This window comes from Paraburkholderia sp. 35.1 (assembly GCF_050436525.1).
GTDB lineage: Bacteria > Pseudomonadota > Gammaproteobacteria > Burkholderiales > Burkholderiaceae > Paraburkholderia > Paraburkholderia tuberum.
The window spans coordinates 748,858-763,336 of sequence record NZ_JBNDMJ010000002.1; the positions used below are offsets into that span (position 1 = coordinate 748,858).

The 14,479-nt window shown below is 62.8% G+C and carries 13 protein-coding genes; 7 read left to right on the forward strand and 6 right to left on the reverse strand.

What is annotated here, in order from left to right; all coding sequences use genetic code 11:
* Window positions 1-99: 99 nt before the first annotated feature.
* Window positions 100-345 carry a hypothetical protein gene (locus OKW27_RS09310; RefSeq protein WP_429334639.1) on the reverse strand — a complete coding sequence of 82 codons (246 nt, stop codon included), beginning with the start codon at window positions 343-345 and terminating at the stop codon, window positions 100-102.
* Between OKW27_RS09310 and OKW27_RS09315 the strand changes: the two genes are divergently transcribed.
* Window positions 337-654: a hypothetical protein gene (locus OKW27_RS09315; protein ID WP_090807765.1), complete on the forward strand. Its 318-nt coding sequence runs from the start codon at window positions 337-339 to the stop codon at window positions 652-654. The genes OKW27_RS09310 and OKW27_RS09315 overlap by 9 nt on opposite strands.
* A gap of 69 nt (window positions 655-723) precedes the next feature.
* Window positions 724-975, forward strand: coding sequence for a DUF1488 domain-containing protein (locus tag OKW27_RS09320; protein ID WP_018425166.1), 252 nt, complete (start codon window positions 724-726; stop codon window positions 973-975).
* 285 nt (window positions 976-1,260) lie between these two features.
* Here OKW27_RS09320 and OKW27_RS09325 read toward each other — a convergent pair whose 3' ends face one another.
* Both OKW27_RS09325 and OKW27_RS09330 read right to left on the reverse strand, forming a co-directional pair.
* The gene (locus OKW27_RS09325) at window positions 1,261-5,046 is read right to left on the reverse strand and encodes an autotransporter outer membrane beta-barrel domain-containing protein (RefSeq protein ID WP_429333292.1); all 3,786 of its coding nucleotides are present in this window, start codon (window positions 5,044-5,046) and stop codon (window positions 1,261-1,263) included.
* 603 nt (window positions 5,047-5,649) lie between these two features.
* Entirely contained in the window at window positions 5,650-6,561 is a 912-nt protein-coding gene (locus tag OKW27_RS09330; RefSeq protein ID WP_429333293.1) for a CHAD domain-containing protein, read from the reverse strand.
* Window positions 6,562-6,803: 242 nt separating this feature from the next.
* On the opposite strand from OKW27_RS09330, the gene OKW27_RS09335 reads away from it, so the two are divergent.
* Entirely contained in the window at window positions 6,804-7,172 is a 369-nt protein-coding gene (locus tag OKW27_RS09335; protein ID WP_184070277.1) for an NUDIX hydrolase, read from the forward strand.
* A 103-nt stretch (window positions 7,173-7,275) separates the two neighbouring features.
* On the opposite strand, the gene OKW27_RS09340 is transcribed toward OKW27_RS09335, so the two are convergent.
* Window positions 7,276-8,517 (reverse strand): cystathionine gamma-synthase family protein, encoded by a 1,242-nt coding sequence (locus tag OKW27_RS09340; RefSeq protein WP_429333294.1) that lies wholly within the window; start codon window positions 8,515-8,517, stop codon window positions 7,276-7,278.
* 202 nt (window positions 8,518-8,719) lie between these two features.
* On the opposite strand from OKW27_RS09340, the gene OKW27_RS09345 reads away from it, so the two are divergent.
* Window positions 8,720-10,360, forward strand: a complete 1,641-nt coding sequence (locus tag OKW27_RS09345) for an MFS transporter (RefSeq protein ID WP_429333295.1) — start codon at window positions 8,720-8,722, stop codon at window positions 10,358-10,360.
* Between the two features lie 10 nt (window positions 10,361-10,370).
* On the opposite strand, the gene OKW27_RS09350 is transcribed toward OKW27_RS09345, so the two are convergent.
* Window positions 10,371-10,763 carry a hypothetical protein gene (locus tag OKW27_RS09350; RefSeq protein WP_429333296.1) on the reverse strand — a complete coding sequence of 131 codons (393 nt, stop codon included), beginning with the start codon at window positions 10,761-10,763 and terminating at the stop codon, window positions 10,371-10,373.
* Between the two features lie 93 nt (window positions 10,764-10,856).
* Entirely contained in the window at window positions 10,857-11,852 is a 996-nt protein-coding gene (locus OKW27_RS09355) for an aldo/keto reductase (RefSeq protein ID WP_429334574.1), read from the reverse strand.
* Between the two features lie 233 nt (window positions 11,853-12,085).
* Between OKW27_RS09355 and OKW27_RS09360 the strand changes: the two genes are divergently transcribed.
* The 3 genes from OKW27_RS09360 to OKW27_RS09370 all read left to right on the forward strand — a co-directional run bounded on the left by OKW27_RS09360 (window position 12,086) and on the right by OKW27_RS09370 (window position 14,471).
* A complete protein-coding gene (locus OKW27_RS09360; protein WP_429333297.1) occupies window positions 12,086-12,718 on the forward strand; it encodes an isochorismatase family cysteine hydrolase in 633 nt (210 codons plus the stop codon).
* Between the two features lie 213 nt (window positions 12,719-12,931).
* The gene (locus OKW27_RS09365) at window positions 12,932-13,444 is read left to right on the forward strand and encodes a hypothetical protein (protein ID WP_429333298.1); all 513 of its coding nucleotides are present in this window, start codon (window positions 12,932-12,934) and stop codon (window positions 13,442-13,444) included.
* 181 nt (window positions 13,445-13,625) lie between these two features.
* Complete coding sequence (locus OKW27_RS09370; protein ID WP_429333299.1) at window positions 13,626-14,471, forward strand: helix-turn-helix domain-containing protein; 846 nt, start codon at window positions 13,626-13,628, stop codon at window positions 14,469-14,471.
* Window positions 14,472-14,479 lie beyond the last annotated feature (8 nt).

The window sequence follows — 14,479 nt, forward strand, 5'->3', positions numbered from 1 at the left end:
CCACATCAGTTCATTTTGACGCCGCGACCAAACTAAGCGCGTATGCTGGGGGTACCACCTTCTCACGCAACGCATCAGGAGCAACACCATGGCCAAGAGTCAATTACGCAGCACTCGCGAAGCGAAAAAGCCCAAGCAACCCGCGAAGCCGTCAGTGCCGGCAAAGCCGTTCAGCACGGTTCGTTCGCGGGTTGCGAACGAAGGTGTCGCCAAGAAGAAGACGTAAATCGGTTGGCCGCGGACACGCGGCACAGCGATCACATGCAACTTGTAACGTTCACCGCAGTAAATTGATATCTCCACATTGAAGGCGCAAACCGCTTCGGGAGGTGCATCATGATCCATCACCACTCGGACCCCACTTTTCGTGGGCTTCCGCTCACGGCCGAGCAAGACTCGGAAATTCGTCATTACCTGAACAGGAAGGCCAAGCTGGGCAAGCCATGGAATACTCCCGAGCTGCGCGGGATGCTTGAGGACATGCTGCTGCCGCCAAGTACCGAAGACGACAGCGAGAGCGATATCCCAGGCGACGCGTCGAGCGCCGCTGAGCGCGCAGCCGCGTTCGTCGATCAGGACATGGAACCAATCGAGGCATATGAGGAATTGCATGCCGCGATGGAAGCCGAAAGCATGAAAGGCGATCCGCACTAGCGGGAGCGCTCCGCGCAGGTAGTGAGCGTGCAATCCGGTCCATCTGAGGCGTAGAACGAAGGACGACACATGGCACTCAGTTTTTCCAACCCCAGCCGCAGCTATGATGGGATCAGGCATGGCGTGTGGTTCTGGGGATACGACAAAGCACGCGAGATTACCTTCTTTGTGGAAGACCGCGTACTGAAGCATTTCGACTCCGCCCTCGGTACTGACGAAGCCGAGGTGCTGGCCTCCTTCGACCGGAATCGCAATGAGATCCTGAAGGTCGCCATGACCCTCTATGCCGAGGGGCCGCAGACTCTCTACACGCTGCACTAAAGCTTCATCCGGTCACCCATGCTGAATGAGTTGATCCAGTTCAGGCGATCAACGCGTTTTCATACAGGCTCGATCCGCTGCTGCCCGTCGACGGCTTCCGCATCCTCAGGCTGTTTTTGATGCACTTCGGCCAGTCTCCGGGGCGATCGCTGACGACTTCTCGACCGTAGCCGACTCTTGATATCAGGACCGGCAAGGCAGTTATAAGTCTCCTTTGCCTGCCTACATTTGTGCATCCACGACCTGGAAGGTCGGGATGCAGGACACCTTGCACGTCTGGAGGCCCTACCATTGGTAGCGCACGCCGAGATCGCCCGCGACGCCACTACGGCGGACATTGCTGTCTCCACTCACGGCGAACTGGTAGCCGAACTGTCCGTAAAGGTTCAGCCGCTCCTTGAGCCTGGCGGTGACACCGCCGGCGAGCTCCAGTCGCGTGGCCTGCACATTCAGCGGCACCCGGTCATTGGCGAAGGTCGTGGTGGCCTGGGCATTGAAATCCCGCCACAGGTTGGCACGCACATACGGCTGCCACACCGCTCCCTGGCTGCCTTCGATGGTCCACTTCCCGCGCACGCCGAGGCGGCCACTCGCGCCCGAAGTGGAGCCGAGGGAGACTTCACCCAGACCATCGTTCGCGTCGGAGAACGACACGTGCTGCCAGATGATCTGCGCCTGCGGCTCCAGCTCGAAACCCGGGCCGAGCGGCAGCGGGATCGGATAGCCCCCCTCGAGTGATGTCGCGAAGCCCGTACCCCGGACCGGCAGATTCGCAAACTGAGTGGTCGCGGCGCCGTCGTAGTGCGTACCCTGCACAACCGCATCGACATACCAGCCACTGGGGCCGTAGTCCGTCCAGTAGCCTCCGCCTGTATATGCATTCAGATGCATTGAGCCGGTGTGCTCCAGCGTGTATCCGGTTGCCGCTGCGTTGGTGACCAGGCCATCGACATCTGCACTGCCGTAGCCGTATGCAAAGTAGACGCCTGCAGCGTCGCGATGACCGGGCCAGACGCTTCCACGCCATAGGTCGAGACCGGTCTGCACGCCTCCGACTCCGCCGCTCACGCGCGGATCGGTGTAAGCCTCGTAGCGGTTGTCGATCTGGCCGCCGAACACGCGTCCCCAGGCGGAGCTTGCCCAGCCCGAGCCGCCCGCGCCGCCGCTCTCCGTCGTGAGCGTGTCGCCGATGCGCTCATGGAGCGTCCCGAGCATCTCTACACCCATCTGCCGGGCGACCGGTTGAACTACGCCATAGGTGGCCAGTTCCGGCCCGATGATCGGGTAGACGCCTGGCGGCAGCGGATCCGGTGGGGGCTCGGTGCCAGGTCCAGTTTCCGGTTCCTCTTCGCTTCCCCCCGGTGGGGGCGGCACGACGAACGACGAGCGCAGAAACCAGTCCTCGGGATTGCTGCTGTTGACGCCACCGCGAAACAAACGATAGTCTTCGGCGCCACCGCGCGCCTCGCCGACGAGCGAAAAGGCGTCCGACGCCGTGGTGCCACCGTTGGTTGTCTCGACGACGAGAATGCCGTTCCCCGTCGTCAATCCACCGGAGCCGCCTGCGTTCGTGATACGTACGGCTGAAGGGTCGGCGCTGCCGCCGTTGATGATGAGTCTGTCCGACGGCGAGCCATCCAGACCGAGGAACGTGCGCAGCGCGAGCGTGCCGCCGGCACCCACGAAATTTTTGACAGTCATCGCACCGAATTGCCCTGCCGGGAGCCCGAAGCCCGGCTCAACCGTTCCGGCATTGGTGACGGTGTTCAAGTCCGTTCCTGTACCGCCCAGGGTTCCGTTCGCCTCCACATTGACCGGCGACTGCAACGAGCCGGTCAGATTGAGCACGCCATCGCGAACGTTGGTCGGACCAGTAAAGGTGTTCTGGCCGGATAACGTGAGCACGCCGTTGCCGGCCTTGGCCAGTGCCCCGCTTCCGGAGAGCACGCCGGACCATGTCGCGCCCATGCCGTTGGTGTCGATGGTCGACGTCGTGCCTCCGACCAGCGTTGCGTTGACGCCTGCGCTCAGCGCCGAACCCACCACCTGTATCGTTCCTCCACCGAGATTGAATGCATAGGTGCCACCCAGATTGTTGAAGTCGCCGAACAGCGAACTTCCGCCAATCTGCAGTGTGCCGCCCGACAGGTTATACGTGCCGTTGCCGGCCGCCGCGAGGAACAGTCTCGACGTGCTGCCGATCGCAAGGGTACCGCCGGTCTGGTTGATCGTACCGGTGCCCTGGTTACCCGTGGACGTGACGTTCGAGCCGATGAACAGCGTCCCATCAGCCACGTTGAAGGTGCCGCCGCTCAGATTGAGCGTGCCGCTGCTCGGGTTGCCTTGCGTATTGCGGCCGAGCGTCATGAAGTCGGTGGTGCTGTTGCCGAATGTGACCGTTCCGCCCGCCAGGTTGTAGGTGCCCGTACCGCCCTGGTTGCCGATGTTCAGCGACACCGGCGTGCCCGGCATACCGAAGACGACGTTGCCCGAAGTCTGCGTAACCGTGCCCGTGCCGCCGAAGTCGCCGACCTGGAGCGCGGAGTTGAACGTGAGCGTGCCGCCGCTCACGTTCAACGTGCCAGACGACGTCGATCCGGGGACCTGCGTCGCGAGGGTATTGCCGAGGCCCAGCGAAAGATAGTCGATCGCGGTGCTGCCGCTGGAGACCGCTAGTCCACCGCCCACCACAAAAGCCGAGCCGCCCTGAATCCGCGCACCGTTGATCGTGAACGTCCCTGCGCCAGTCTTGACGAAGATGCCGTGCAGCGCGTCGCTCGCCGTGCCGGCATTGATGATCGTGCCGGAGAAGTTGGTGCTCGTGTTATCGGTGCCAACCACCAGTATGTTCGTGCCGTCGATCACGGTGCCGCTACCCGACAGGTTCGGCAGCGGCACGACACCCGTCGCGACCCCCGGAATCGGAGTGGTTGTGACGCCCGAAATATCGAAGGTGCCGTTGTTTAACATCCCGCTGGTCAAACTGATGCTGCCGCTTCCCGTTAGCGCCAGCGTGCCAGCGGAGATGGTCGTCATGCCGGTATAGGTATTCGCATTGGTCAGCGCGAGCACGCCGTTGCCGGCCTTGGCCAGTGCCCCGCTTCCGGAGAGCACGCCGGACCATGTCGCGCCCATGCCGTTGGTGTCGATGGTCGACGTCGTGCCTCCGACCAGCGTTGCGTTGACGCCTGCGCTCAGCGCCGAACCCACCACCTGTATCGTTCCTCCACCGAGATTGAATGCATAGGTGCCACCCAGATTGTTGAAGTCGCCGAACAGCGAACTTCCGCCAATCTGCAGTGTGCCGCCCGACAGGTTATACGTGCCGTTGCCGGCCGCCGCGAGGAACAGTCTCGACGCGCTGCCGATTGCAAGGGTACCGCCGGTCTGGTTGATCGTACCGGTGCCCTGGCTACCCGTGGACGTGACGTTCGAGCCGATGAACAGCGTCCCATTAGCCACGTTGAAGGTGCCGCCGCTCAGATTGAGCGTGCCGCTGCTCGGGTTGCCTTGCGTATTGCGGCCGAGCGTCATGAAGTCGGTGGTGCTGTTGCCGAATGTGACCGTTCCGCCCGCCAGGTTGTAGGTGCCCGTACCGCCCTGGTTGCCGATGTTCAGCGACACCGGCGTGCCCGGCATACCGAAGACGACGTTGCCCGCGGTCTGCGTAACCGTGCCCGTGCCGCCGAAGTCGCCGACCTGGAGCGCGGAGTTGAACGTGAGCGTGCCGCCGCTCACGTTCAACGTGCCAGACGACGTCGATCCGGGAAGAGTTGGGGCATTGCCCAGGCCCAGCGAAAGATAGTCGATGGCGGCGTCGCTGCTCGTCGCCGCCAGTCCACCGCCAATCACGAATGCGGAGCCCCCCCGGATCCTTGCGCCGTCGATCGTCAGTGTTCCGCCGCCCGTTTTGACAAACTGGCCTTGTTGCGACGTTGGATCGCTCGCAACGCCAGCATTGTTGATCGTGCCGGAGAAGCTGGTGCTCGTGTTATCGGTGCCAACAAACAGGACGTTGTTGGCGGGGGTGTCGATCGTTTCGCTCCCGGAGAGATTGGGTCGTTCAGTCACCGTCTGCTGCGCCAATGCCGGCACGGGTGCAAGGCCCATGAGCCATATGGCATGGAGGATGCAGAAAGGGTTGAGTCGCTGGTGCCGCGTCGTCAGCGGAATCGTCAATCGACCGCGCGCGCCGCCGGCCAACGTGCTTAACGATGCGCGATGAATCGTTCTTGCCGCCACGACGACCCTCCGTTACCTGCCGGTGGAAGTTTGCCAAGTCAAGCGAGCTTGACTTCGGGAGACCGACCCATCGACGTTGACTTTGGAAAGCATCTCCCCGAACAGTCGTTGCCTTACTGGTTGTGCGCAAGCGATTGAGTTGTTGCCAAGTTCTGCTAAGGGTAGGTAGGCAGATTGATTTGTCAAGAATTAACCTGGAAGGCTTCGATTGCCCTCCTGTCATGCGAGTTACCATCGGCTCGCCACCCGAGAAAAGCGCCTGAGCATATCGTCGTGTCCCGATTGGATGTCCGCTTTCCAGATTGTCACTGACGTTTGACTGTCCCGGCGATGCTTCCGGTGAGCGGCTCTTCGTGGCCGAGCGCAGCCGTTTACCAACCGCGCGACAACCCGGTGATACTTCGGCATCCACACAGTCAGATCGCGCCCGCCTCAGTTAGAGATGCCTCGGACCCGCCGTGATGCCTCCCGCATCCGTTGGGACTTCTGCTTTCCCAACCATTGCAGCGATTCCTGCACGACCTCGGGCGGAACCTCATTGAATGACGCGCTGCGAATCAGCGCCTCGCTTGCGGCAATGTCGTTGAACTGCCCCAGCTTGTTCTGCACGGATGTCAATTCCTTGATGGTGCGACCGTGTCCGCCTTTGATAACGGGTTGAAAAAACTCCAGCAGGTACCTCAGTTTTTTGCCTGCCTTTCGAACGTCGTGAAGATCCTCCTCGTGGGTGTCCTCGCTGCGTGCAGCGCGTCTGCTTCGCTTTTGAAGTGCACGCTGCGCTAGACGGACACGCTTCTCGGCGAACGCCTGAATGGGTAGATTGTCGCAACGCGACAGCAGTGCGGTTTGCGCGCGAAGCAGGACATCGTTCAGAAACGCCTCGACATCGTCGCTTTTGATCATCGTCTGGCTATGCACCACCGCCTGCGCGCGCTTCTCGCGCGCCGCGGCCACCAGCAGTTCGATCGAAGCGCCGGACTCCTTGGCGGCTCTCAGCAGATCGCCTGCTATGTCCCAGTCACGGGTTCGGCCTGCCACGGCCGCAAGACGCTTGAATTCTTCGGTGGCTTGCGCGGTCGATTCCTCTCCGAGGTATGGAGAGTACGCCCAGTACAAAGCCCGAAGCTTTCTGAAAGCGACGCGAAGCTGATGAAACCCTTCTGCATCGCTCTGCGTGGATAGCTCTCTTGCCCTTTGCACGGCTTCGGCCACCACTGGCGCCGCCAGCGACGAGAAGGTACTGGCGATGGAACTCGTTTTTGAAAGTGATGAACCGGCCGTCCGGCGGTTGACTTTGAAGAGAGTGTTTGGCCGTGGCAAGGACCAGTCACCATCCATATTCATTGCAGCCTCGAGTCCGATAGAAAATTCATTTGCCGAGACCTTACCATAGCGACCCTCGACCGCCGAGATTGTGACGCGTTGATGACATACTTTAAGCTGCCGCGCGTCCGCTGTCCTCGCTTCGAAACATTACCGGCTTCTGCTGTTCTGTATTAGGATGCTCAACTATGTCTGGCAACGCCCGATACGCCGCCGCGTGGTGCGCATCTTGAGAGCATCTGGGGCATAAGTGGGAGTTCGGTTTGAAGAAACGCGCCACCGTGATCTGTCGCAGAGGTAAGCGAATCCTTCTGGTCGCACGTAGTCAAGCAAAGTGGGCTTTACCGGGCGGGATCCTCAAGCGTGGAGAACATCGCACGGACGCCGCACTTCGGGAACTCAAGGAAGAAACTCAACTATCCGGCAAGTCGGCCAAGCATCTCTTCGACTTCCGTGGCAAGCAGAAGCACCATCACGTGTTTTCCTGCGAAATCCCGAATCGGGCCAAAGCTCGCCCGAGTAACGAAATAGCCAGGTGTCGCTGGGTTCACATGGACGAGATCCGTCGCCTCATGACCAGCGGGCCGACGACCGATATCGTGAAGCTCATGTATCAGCGGCGCAGGAAGTAGCCCAGACCTTCAACTGATACCCCGGCGTCCGATTGCACTGCCAGGAACTAAACAAGCGAGGCCGGCGCACCAGCCTCGCTCAGAATTTCGAAGGCCCGAAAAACTACGCCGCGAACTTGAGCGCCTGTGCGAAATCCGCAATCAGGTCGTCGATATCCTCGATGCCGGCGGACAGCCGCAGCATGCCGTCGGAAATGCCCATCGCCTTGCGCGTTTCCGGCCCGGCTTCGAAAAAGATCGTCGGCGCGACGGGAATGATCAGCGTGCGCGTGTCGCCGAGACCGGTCGCCTTGACCGGCAGCTTGAGCGCGTTGACGACTTCGACCATGCGATCCACGTTGAGTAATTCGAACGACAACAGCCACGACGCGCCCTTGAACAGCGTCTGTGCGATCTCGTATTGCGGATGGCTCTTCAGGCCAGGATAGAACACGTTGCCGATCGCTTCGTGCCCTTCGAGAAACTGCGCGAGCGCGAGCGCATTGTCGCTGCTTTGCTTCACGCGCAAGGCGAGCGTTTCCGCGCCCATCGCGATCGAGTGCGCCTGCTCGGACGACAATGCCGCGCCCATGTCTCGCAGGCCTTTCTTGCGGATCTGCAGCAGCCCCTGATCCTTTGCCGCCGAACGCCGATAGTCGTCGGCGATGTTCGGATACGCGCTCCAGTCGAACAGACCGGTATCCGTCACCGCGCCGCCGAGGGCCGCGCCATGACCCGCGATAGTCTTCGTCAGCGAGTTGATGACGAGGCTCGCGCCGACCGCCTTTGGCTTGAACAATGCGGGCGAGGTAATCGTGTTATCGACGAAGTACACGATGCCGCGCTCACGGCACACGTCACCGATACCTTGCAGGTCGGGAATCTGCGTGCCCGGATTCGCGATGGTTTCGACGAACACCATGCGCGTATTCGGCCGGATTGCGTTCTTCACGTCGTCGACGTTGCACGCGTCGACGGTCGTGACTTCGACGCCGAGCGCCCGCAACGTGCCGAACAGACTGTTGGTGTTGCCGAACACGTAACGGCTCGACACGAGATGATCGCCCGCGCGCAGCAGCGTCAGGAACGTCGCGGTGATGCCGGCCATGCCTGTGCTGAAGCAGACCGTGCCGACGCCTTCTTCGAGGCTGGTGAGCTTGCGCTCGAGCGCGGCGGTGGTGGGCGTGCCCTGCCGTGCGTAATTGAAGCCGCCTTTCTTCGTGCCCTGGAACACGCCGATCAGGTCCTCGACGCGCTCGAAACCATATTGCACGGACGTATGAACTGGCTGACGCAAGGCACCGTGCTCGGTGCCCGCAATTCTGTCGCCGTGAACGATGCCAGTGGTGAAACCTTGCTTGTCCATTCCTTCTCCGCTTTTTTAGATCGATTGCTTCCAAGCGATTATCACCTGTAACCGCTCGCCGGCGAAGTCCTTGGCGTCCCGTCCGGCGGCGCGCGACACCCCGAATGGGCAAAACCCGCTCCGCGATGTCGCGCTGCGGGGTTGACTAGCCTCGCTGGCACGAACAGGCTCTAAGTCTTCATCGACCAGCACGGGAGCGAACGTGGCCGACCCTGATCATCCTGGTAGCAAGCCGAGGACGGCGCACATCATCGCCGCGCAGGCGAGCCCGTGCGACGAGCTCGTCATCCGCACGCAGCCAATCACGACCGGCCGCCCGTGCCAGCGCAAGCGCCTCGCGCTGGCCGCGACGATCGGTGGTTCGAGCATGGCGTTCATCGATGGCTCCGTCGTCAACGTCGCGCTGCCGGCCATTCAGAGCGAACTCGGCGCGAGCGTCGCGGCGATGCAGTGGGTCGTCAACGCGTATCTGCTGTTTCTCGGCTCCCTCGTGCTGGTCGGCGGATCGATGGGCGACAAGCTCGGCCGGCGCACGGTGTTCATCGCGGGCGTCGCGCTTTTCACGCTGGCGTCGGCCGCTTGCGGGTTTGCACCGAATACGTTTGCGCTGGTCGCCGCGCGCGCGGTTCAAGGCATCGGCGCGTCACTGCTGGTACCCAGCAGTCTCGCGATCATCGGCGCAGTGTTCGACGACGCAGCGCGCGGACGGGCAATCGGCACCTGGGCGGGCGTCGGCGCGATCACGTCGGCCGTGGGGCCGGTGGCGGGCGGCTGGCTCGTCGACGCGTGGTCGTGGCGCGCGATCTTCTTCCTGAACGTCCCGCTCGCGGCGCTGACGATCGCGCTCGCCATATCGGCGGTGCCCAACAGCCACGGGGCCGATGCGCCTGGACAGCTCGACTGGCCCGGCGCACTGAGCGCAGCCACGGGCCTCGCCGCGCTGACGTTCGGCCTGACCGAAGCATCGGCGCGTGGCTTCGCGCATCCGCTCGTATTCTGTGCGATTGGCGCCGGCGTGCTGATGCTCGCCGCATTCGTGACCATTGAGGCGCGCAGCCCCAACCCGATGATGCCGCTCGACCTGTTTCGCTCGCGCGACTTCGCCGGCGCCAACCTCGTCACACTGCTGCTTTACTTCGGCCTTGGCGGCACGTTCTTTTTCCTGCCGTTCACGTTGATCCGCGCGCATGGCTACACCGCGACCGAAGCGGGGGCGGCGCTGTTGCCGGTGCCTTTCATCATCGGTTTGCTATCGCGCTTCACTGGCGGTCTGACTAGCCGCTTCGGTTCGCGCACGCTGCTGACCGTTGGCCCGGGCGTCGCCGGAGTCGGGTTCACGTTGCTGGCGCTGCCGTTCGTGCGCGGCAGCTATTGGGCTGAATTCTTCCCTGCGCTAGTCGTGCTCGGGCTCGGCATGACGATCACCGTCGCGCCGCTTACCACGACAGTGATGGGCGCGGTGCCGAGCGACCGCACAGGCGTGGCGTCCGGCATCAATAACGCCGTTGCGCGCGTGGCGGGACTGCTGGCGATTGCGGTGCTCGGCATCGTATTCGTGTGGTCGCACCACGCGGCGCTATCGGCGCGCCTCGACGAACTGCATGTGCCGCAAGATACGCGCCAGAGCGGGCAATTGCTGGCGCCGGTCGAGCAAGCGGGAGGGGCGGCGGGCGACTCGCATACGCCGCGCGAGACATCCGTGGCGCGCGCGCAAGCCGATGCGATGACAGACGCGCTGCGGGCCGTCGCGCTCGTCTGCGCCGCGTGTGCGTTCGCCGGAGCGGGGCTTGCGATGGTCACCATCCAGCCGCTGAAACGGCCGGCGGTGGCGCGCCCGGAGTGAGATACGAAACTCAGTGGTGAACAGGCCGCACCGGGGACCCCGTCGGCCGGATCACCGCGGCCGCTCGCGCCTCGATTCTTGCCGCCGACGAAGTCGGTTGATGTGGCGCGCTGTCGTACCCGTTCATTTGTTCATCGATGACGAAATCCGCGACTCTCATCGCGTCCATCGCGTTGCCGTCCACGTCGTTCCACTCGCGAATCGCGCGATTGACCTTGGTTAGCGCGGTGACAGCAAGCAGTATGGCGTCGGTCTCGGTGATCTTGCCTTCGAGATCATCTACGAGGTAGTCCGCAACACGTAGAGCCGCGCCGACCAGATTGCTGTCGTCGCTCAAGTCCGTCAGTACCGCATGAACCACTGCGAGGCAAGCATCTTTGCGTGCAAGTGCGATGTCTGTCATGAGGTTCTCCAGAGTCCAGGTGCAAACACAATTTATTCCGGGTGCTCCCTGCATGTCGAATGCGCCCACCGCGAAGCCGCCACCGCGTTGCCTTTACCAGCGCTGATGGACGTGCGGCGCGATATGGCGCTGATAGACATCCCGGACCCGTTGCATTACCTCGTCGGACAGCGGCGCGAGGCTCGCGGCCGAGACGTTCGACGCCGCCTGGGCCGCGTTTTTACTGCCCGGGATGATGACGGAGACGGCATCCTCCATCAGGATCCAGCGCAGAGCCAGCTGCGCCATGGAGGCGTTCACGGGTACCAGGCCGCGCAGTTCATCGACCGCTTGCAACGCGACGTCGTAGGGCACGCCGGAGAACGTTTCGCCGACGTCGAACGCCTCGCCATGCCGATTGAATGCACGATGGTCGTCTGATGCAAAAGTCGAATCGGCGGACATCTTGCCCGTGAGCATGCCGCTGGCCAGAGGCACTCGCGCGATGACCGCAACGTCTTTCTTTTGCGCTTGCCTGAAGAACAGATTGGATGGACGCTGACGGAACATGTTGTAGATGATCTGCACCGAAACCACGTTCGGATATTCGATCGCCTTCAGCGCTTCTTCCACCTTTTCGACCGACACGCCGTAGTAGCGGATCTTGCCGGCGGCGACGAAGTCGTCCATTGCGTCGAACACCTCGGGACGGTAGTAAACCTCCGTCGGCGGGCAATGCAGCTGGACCAGGTCGAGCGTGTCGACGCCGAGATTCGAGCGACTCCGGTCGATGAAAGCTTCGAGCTCGCGCTTGTTCAGATAGCCGCTGGTCACATGCGGGTCGAGTCGGCGCCCGAGCTTGGTGGCGACAATCGGACGTTCGCCGCCTCGTTGCCGCAGCACGTCGCGGATGATCCGTTCGGAGCGACCATCGCCGTAGACATCGGCCGTGTCGATGAACGTGACACCGTTGTCGAGCGCGGCATTTAGCGCGGCCTTGGCGTCATCTTCCGCAACACTGCCCCACGAGCCGCCGATCGCCCATGCCCCAAAACCGATTTCCGACACATTCCAGCCGGTACGACCAAATTTTCTCGTCGAAAGCGTCATTTGGATGCTCATCCTCTGTTTTGTTGCGAAGTTGCGTCGCAGGGGGTTCATGACCCTTGCGGGAGCGCCGGCGGCCTTTGTACATAGTGTAGCAAGCGGACAGGGTCGTTGAAGTAGGGTATGCGTCCGGGCGGAATCGATGATCACCCGCGCGATGCGATGAAGTATGATTTCCACGGCATCGAAGCGGCCGCTCCGACAACAGGACGTGAAACCCGGATGAAGGAGGCGTAATGACAACCAACGCAGGTTCTGACGGCACCGCGAACGACGGGCTCGGCGGCACTCGCACGAGTGCACGGATTCCGGCCATCGCACCATCGCGAACCGCGCTTGTCGTCATGCACTACCAGACCGACATTCTCGGACTCTTTCCGTCGGTCGCGCCCGCCTTGCTCGCCAATACGCGCAGCTTATGCGACGCGGCCCGGGCCAAAGGCGTCAGCGTCTATTTCGCCAACCTCAGGTTCAGTCCGGGCTATCCGGAAGTCAGCCCGTTGAACAGGAACGGGCAGGAAATCAAAAGTCTTGGCCTCTTCCTCGCAGACCGGATCGCGCCAGAGTTGGGCCAGCAGGCCAACGAACCGCTCGTCATCGCGCATCGTGCGAGCGTGTTCTTCGGCACCGATCTGGAGGCGAAGCTTTCGGAGCAAGGTATCGATTCGCTGATCATGGTCGGCATCGCGTCGACCGGCGTCGTGCTCTCTTCGGTCGCGTACGCCAGCGACGCGGACTTCCGCCTGTATACGGTGAAGGATTGCTGTTACGACCCGGACCAGGTGGTCCACGAGCATCTGTTTGCTACCGCATTCGATTCACGCACAACGGTGCTGTCACTGACGGACGCGTTACTGCTGCTCGCGTAGACCAATATCGCCAGCTCGATTACGTCTTTCCCCGGCGTTCCGTTGGTTTCGCTACGAATAAACCCCGCTATCGCAGCAGCGCTTTCGGGCCGCCCGGCGTGACCGAGTAACCGTCGGTGCATGCCGTATTCGGCGATCACGATGAGTTACTCGCCACATCGGCATATGATTTGCTGGCTGATACTGGAAGAGAAACCAACCGGATGACATAACGTGGCGTCGAAAACAACGGGCATCGCCCCGCTCCAGATGTTCGAAAGCGTCGTGATCCGGTTGTACGACGGCGGCGTCCTGTCGCCGGCCGTGCTCGAACGTGTGATCGGCGCCTTCGCGCAAGCGGATGTCGACTGGCATGACACGGTGGAGGGCCGCTCCGTCGACGGTCGTTCACTGCACGAAATCGTCGCGCTGACGATGCTGCCGGGACAACCTGTCCGATCGGCATCGGCATCGTTCATGACCGTGATCGAACACATCGCGGGCGTCGCGCCGGATACGGACGAGAAAGCAGCGCAGCCAAAAACCGCGCGACGCAAAAAAACCGCGCCGCCCGTGGATGAAACGGACGCGGAGTCGGAGTCCGAATCGCAAGAACTGCTTGCGCAATTGTCGGGCGACGGACGATCCAGCAAGCGCCGCCGCGCGACCGAACCGGATCGGCCGGCGGGTTCGCGCGGCTATAACCCGTTCGTCAACGCACGGCCTCCGCGTTCGAAGAAGCCGTGACGCCGGTTGCCTTCGTCGACAGGAACGGTCGTTGGCATCGTCGTTCTGGTCGGCGACGAGCGGGTGAGTTGCACTGACATCGGAGGACGTCTCGCCGACGGGGGCGTTGGCCCGACCCGATTCCCCCGCTGCCGTACACTATCCGCTGGCCGCATCGCCCGCTGCCCGCCAGCTCCAACCCATGCCCACTTCACTCAGTCCCGCCAACTGGCTAATCGCCCGCCGCGATGCCGAAACCGGCATCGAGAGCCTGCGCGCGCATTTCGGCGGCCACGCCTACGATCCGCACGATCACGACGACATTTTGATCGGCTATACGGAGCAGGGCGTGCAACGCTTCCAGTGTCATCGGTCGTTGCACACGAGCGTGCCGGGCCGCGCGATCCTGATCGAGCCCGGCGCGCTGCACGACGGTCACGCGCCAGAGGCGGCCGGCTTCACCTACGCGATGCTGTATCTGCCGCAAGCCTGGGTCGAGCGCGCGGCGCGGCGGCTCGATCTGCCGGGACTGGCCGGCGTCGAGGCGGCGTTCGGCCATACGCTGGTCGACGACCGTGCGCTCATCGATGCGATCGGCCAGGCCTTCGCCGCGATCTACGGCAACGAGGGCCGGCTCGCGCGCGACCAGACGCTCGATCGTCTGCTGCTGCAACTCGGCGCCCAGCTACGCGATGCGCCGCTGACCGGCGACCCCGCCGCGTCACCTGCGATCACGCGGGTGCGCGATCTGTTGCACGAACACATGGACGGCAATCTCGGGCTCGACGAACTCGCCGAAGTTGCCGGCATCGACCGGTTCAGGTTGACGCGTCTGTTTCAGCGCGCGTTCGGCACCTCGCCGCACGCGTATCTGGTGCGCTTGCGCCTGCGCGCCGCGCGGCGCCTGCTCGCGACCGGCCGCACGCCCGCGCAGGTCGCCGCCGAAGTCGGCTTCGCGGATCAGAGCCATCTCGGCCGCTGGTTTCGTCGGGCGTACCGCATGACGCCGGCGGCGTACCGGCAGATGTGCACAAACGTTCCAGACTGATCGCGCGG

What these genes read in the sequence shown, in the direction of transcription:
- OKW27_RS09310 (WP_429334639.1), bottom strand. Translation starts at nt 345, where the DNA reads ATGGATCATGATGCACCTCCCGAAGCGGTTTGCGCCTTCAATGTGGAG.
- OKW27_RS09355 (WP_429334574.1), bottom strand. Translation starts at nt 11,852, where the DNA reads ATGACGCTTTCGACGAGAAAATTTGGTCGTACCGGCTGGAATGTGTCG.
- OKW27_RS09360 (WP_429333297.1), top strand. Translation starts at nt 12,086, where the DNA reads ATGACAACCAACGCAGGTTCTGACGGCACCGCGAACGACGGGCTCGGC.
- OKW27_RS09320 (WP_018425166.1), top strand. Translation starts at nt 724, where the DNA reads ATGGCACTCAGTTTTTCCAACCCCAGCCGCAGCTATGATGGGATCAGG.
- OKW27_RS09315 (WP_090807765.1), top strand. Translation starts at nt 337, where the DNA reads ATGATCCATCACCACTCGGACCCCACTTTTCGTGGGCTTCCGCTCACG.
- OKW27_RS09330 (WP_429333293.1), bottom strand. Translation starts at nt 6,561, where the DNA reads ATGAATATGGATGGTGACTGGTCCTTGCCACGGCCAAACACTCTCTTC.
- OKW27_RS09350 (WP_429333296.1), bottom strand. Translation starts at nt 10,763, where the DNA reads ATGACAGACATCGCACTTGCACGCAAAGATGCTTGCCTCGCAGTGGTT.
- OKW27_RS09340 (WP_429333294.1), bottom strand. Translation starts at nt 8,517, where the DNA reads ATGGACAAGCAAGGTTTCACCACTGGCATCGTTCACGGCGACAGAATT.
- OKW27_RS09370 (WP_429333299.1), top strand. Translation starts at nt 13,626, where the DNA reads ATGCCCACTTCACTCAGTCCCGCCAACTGGCTAATCGCCCGCCGCGAT.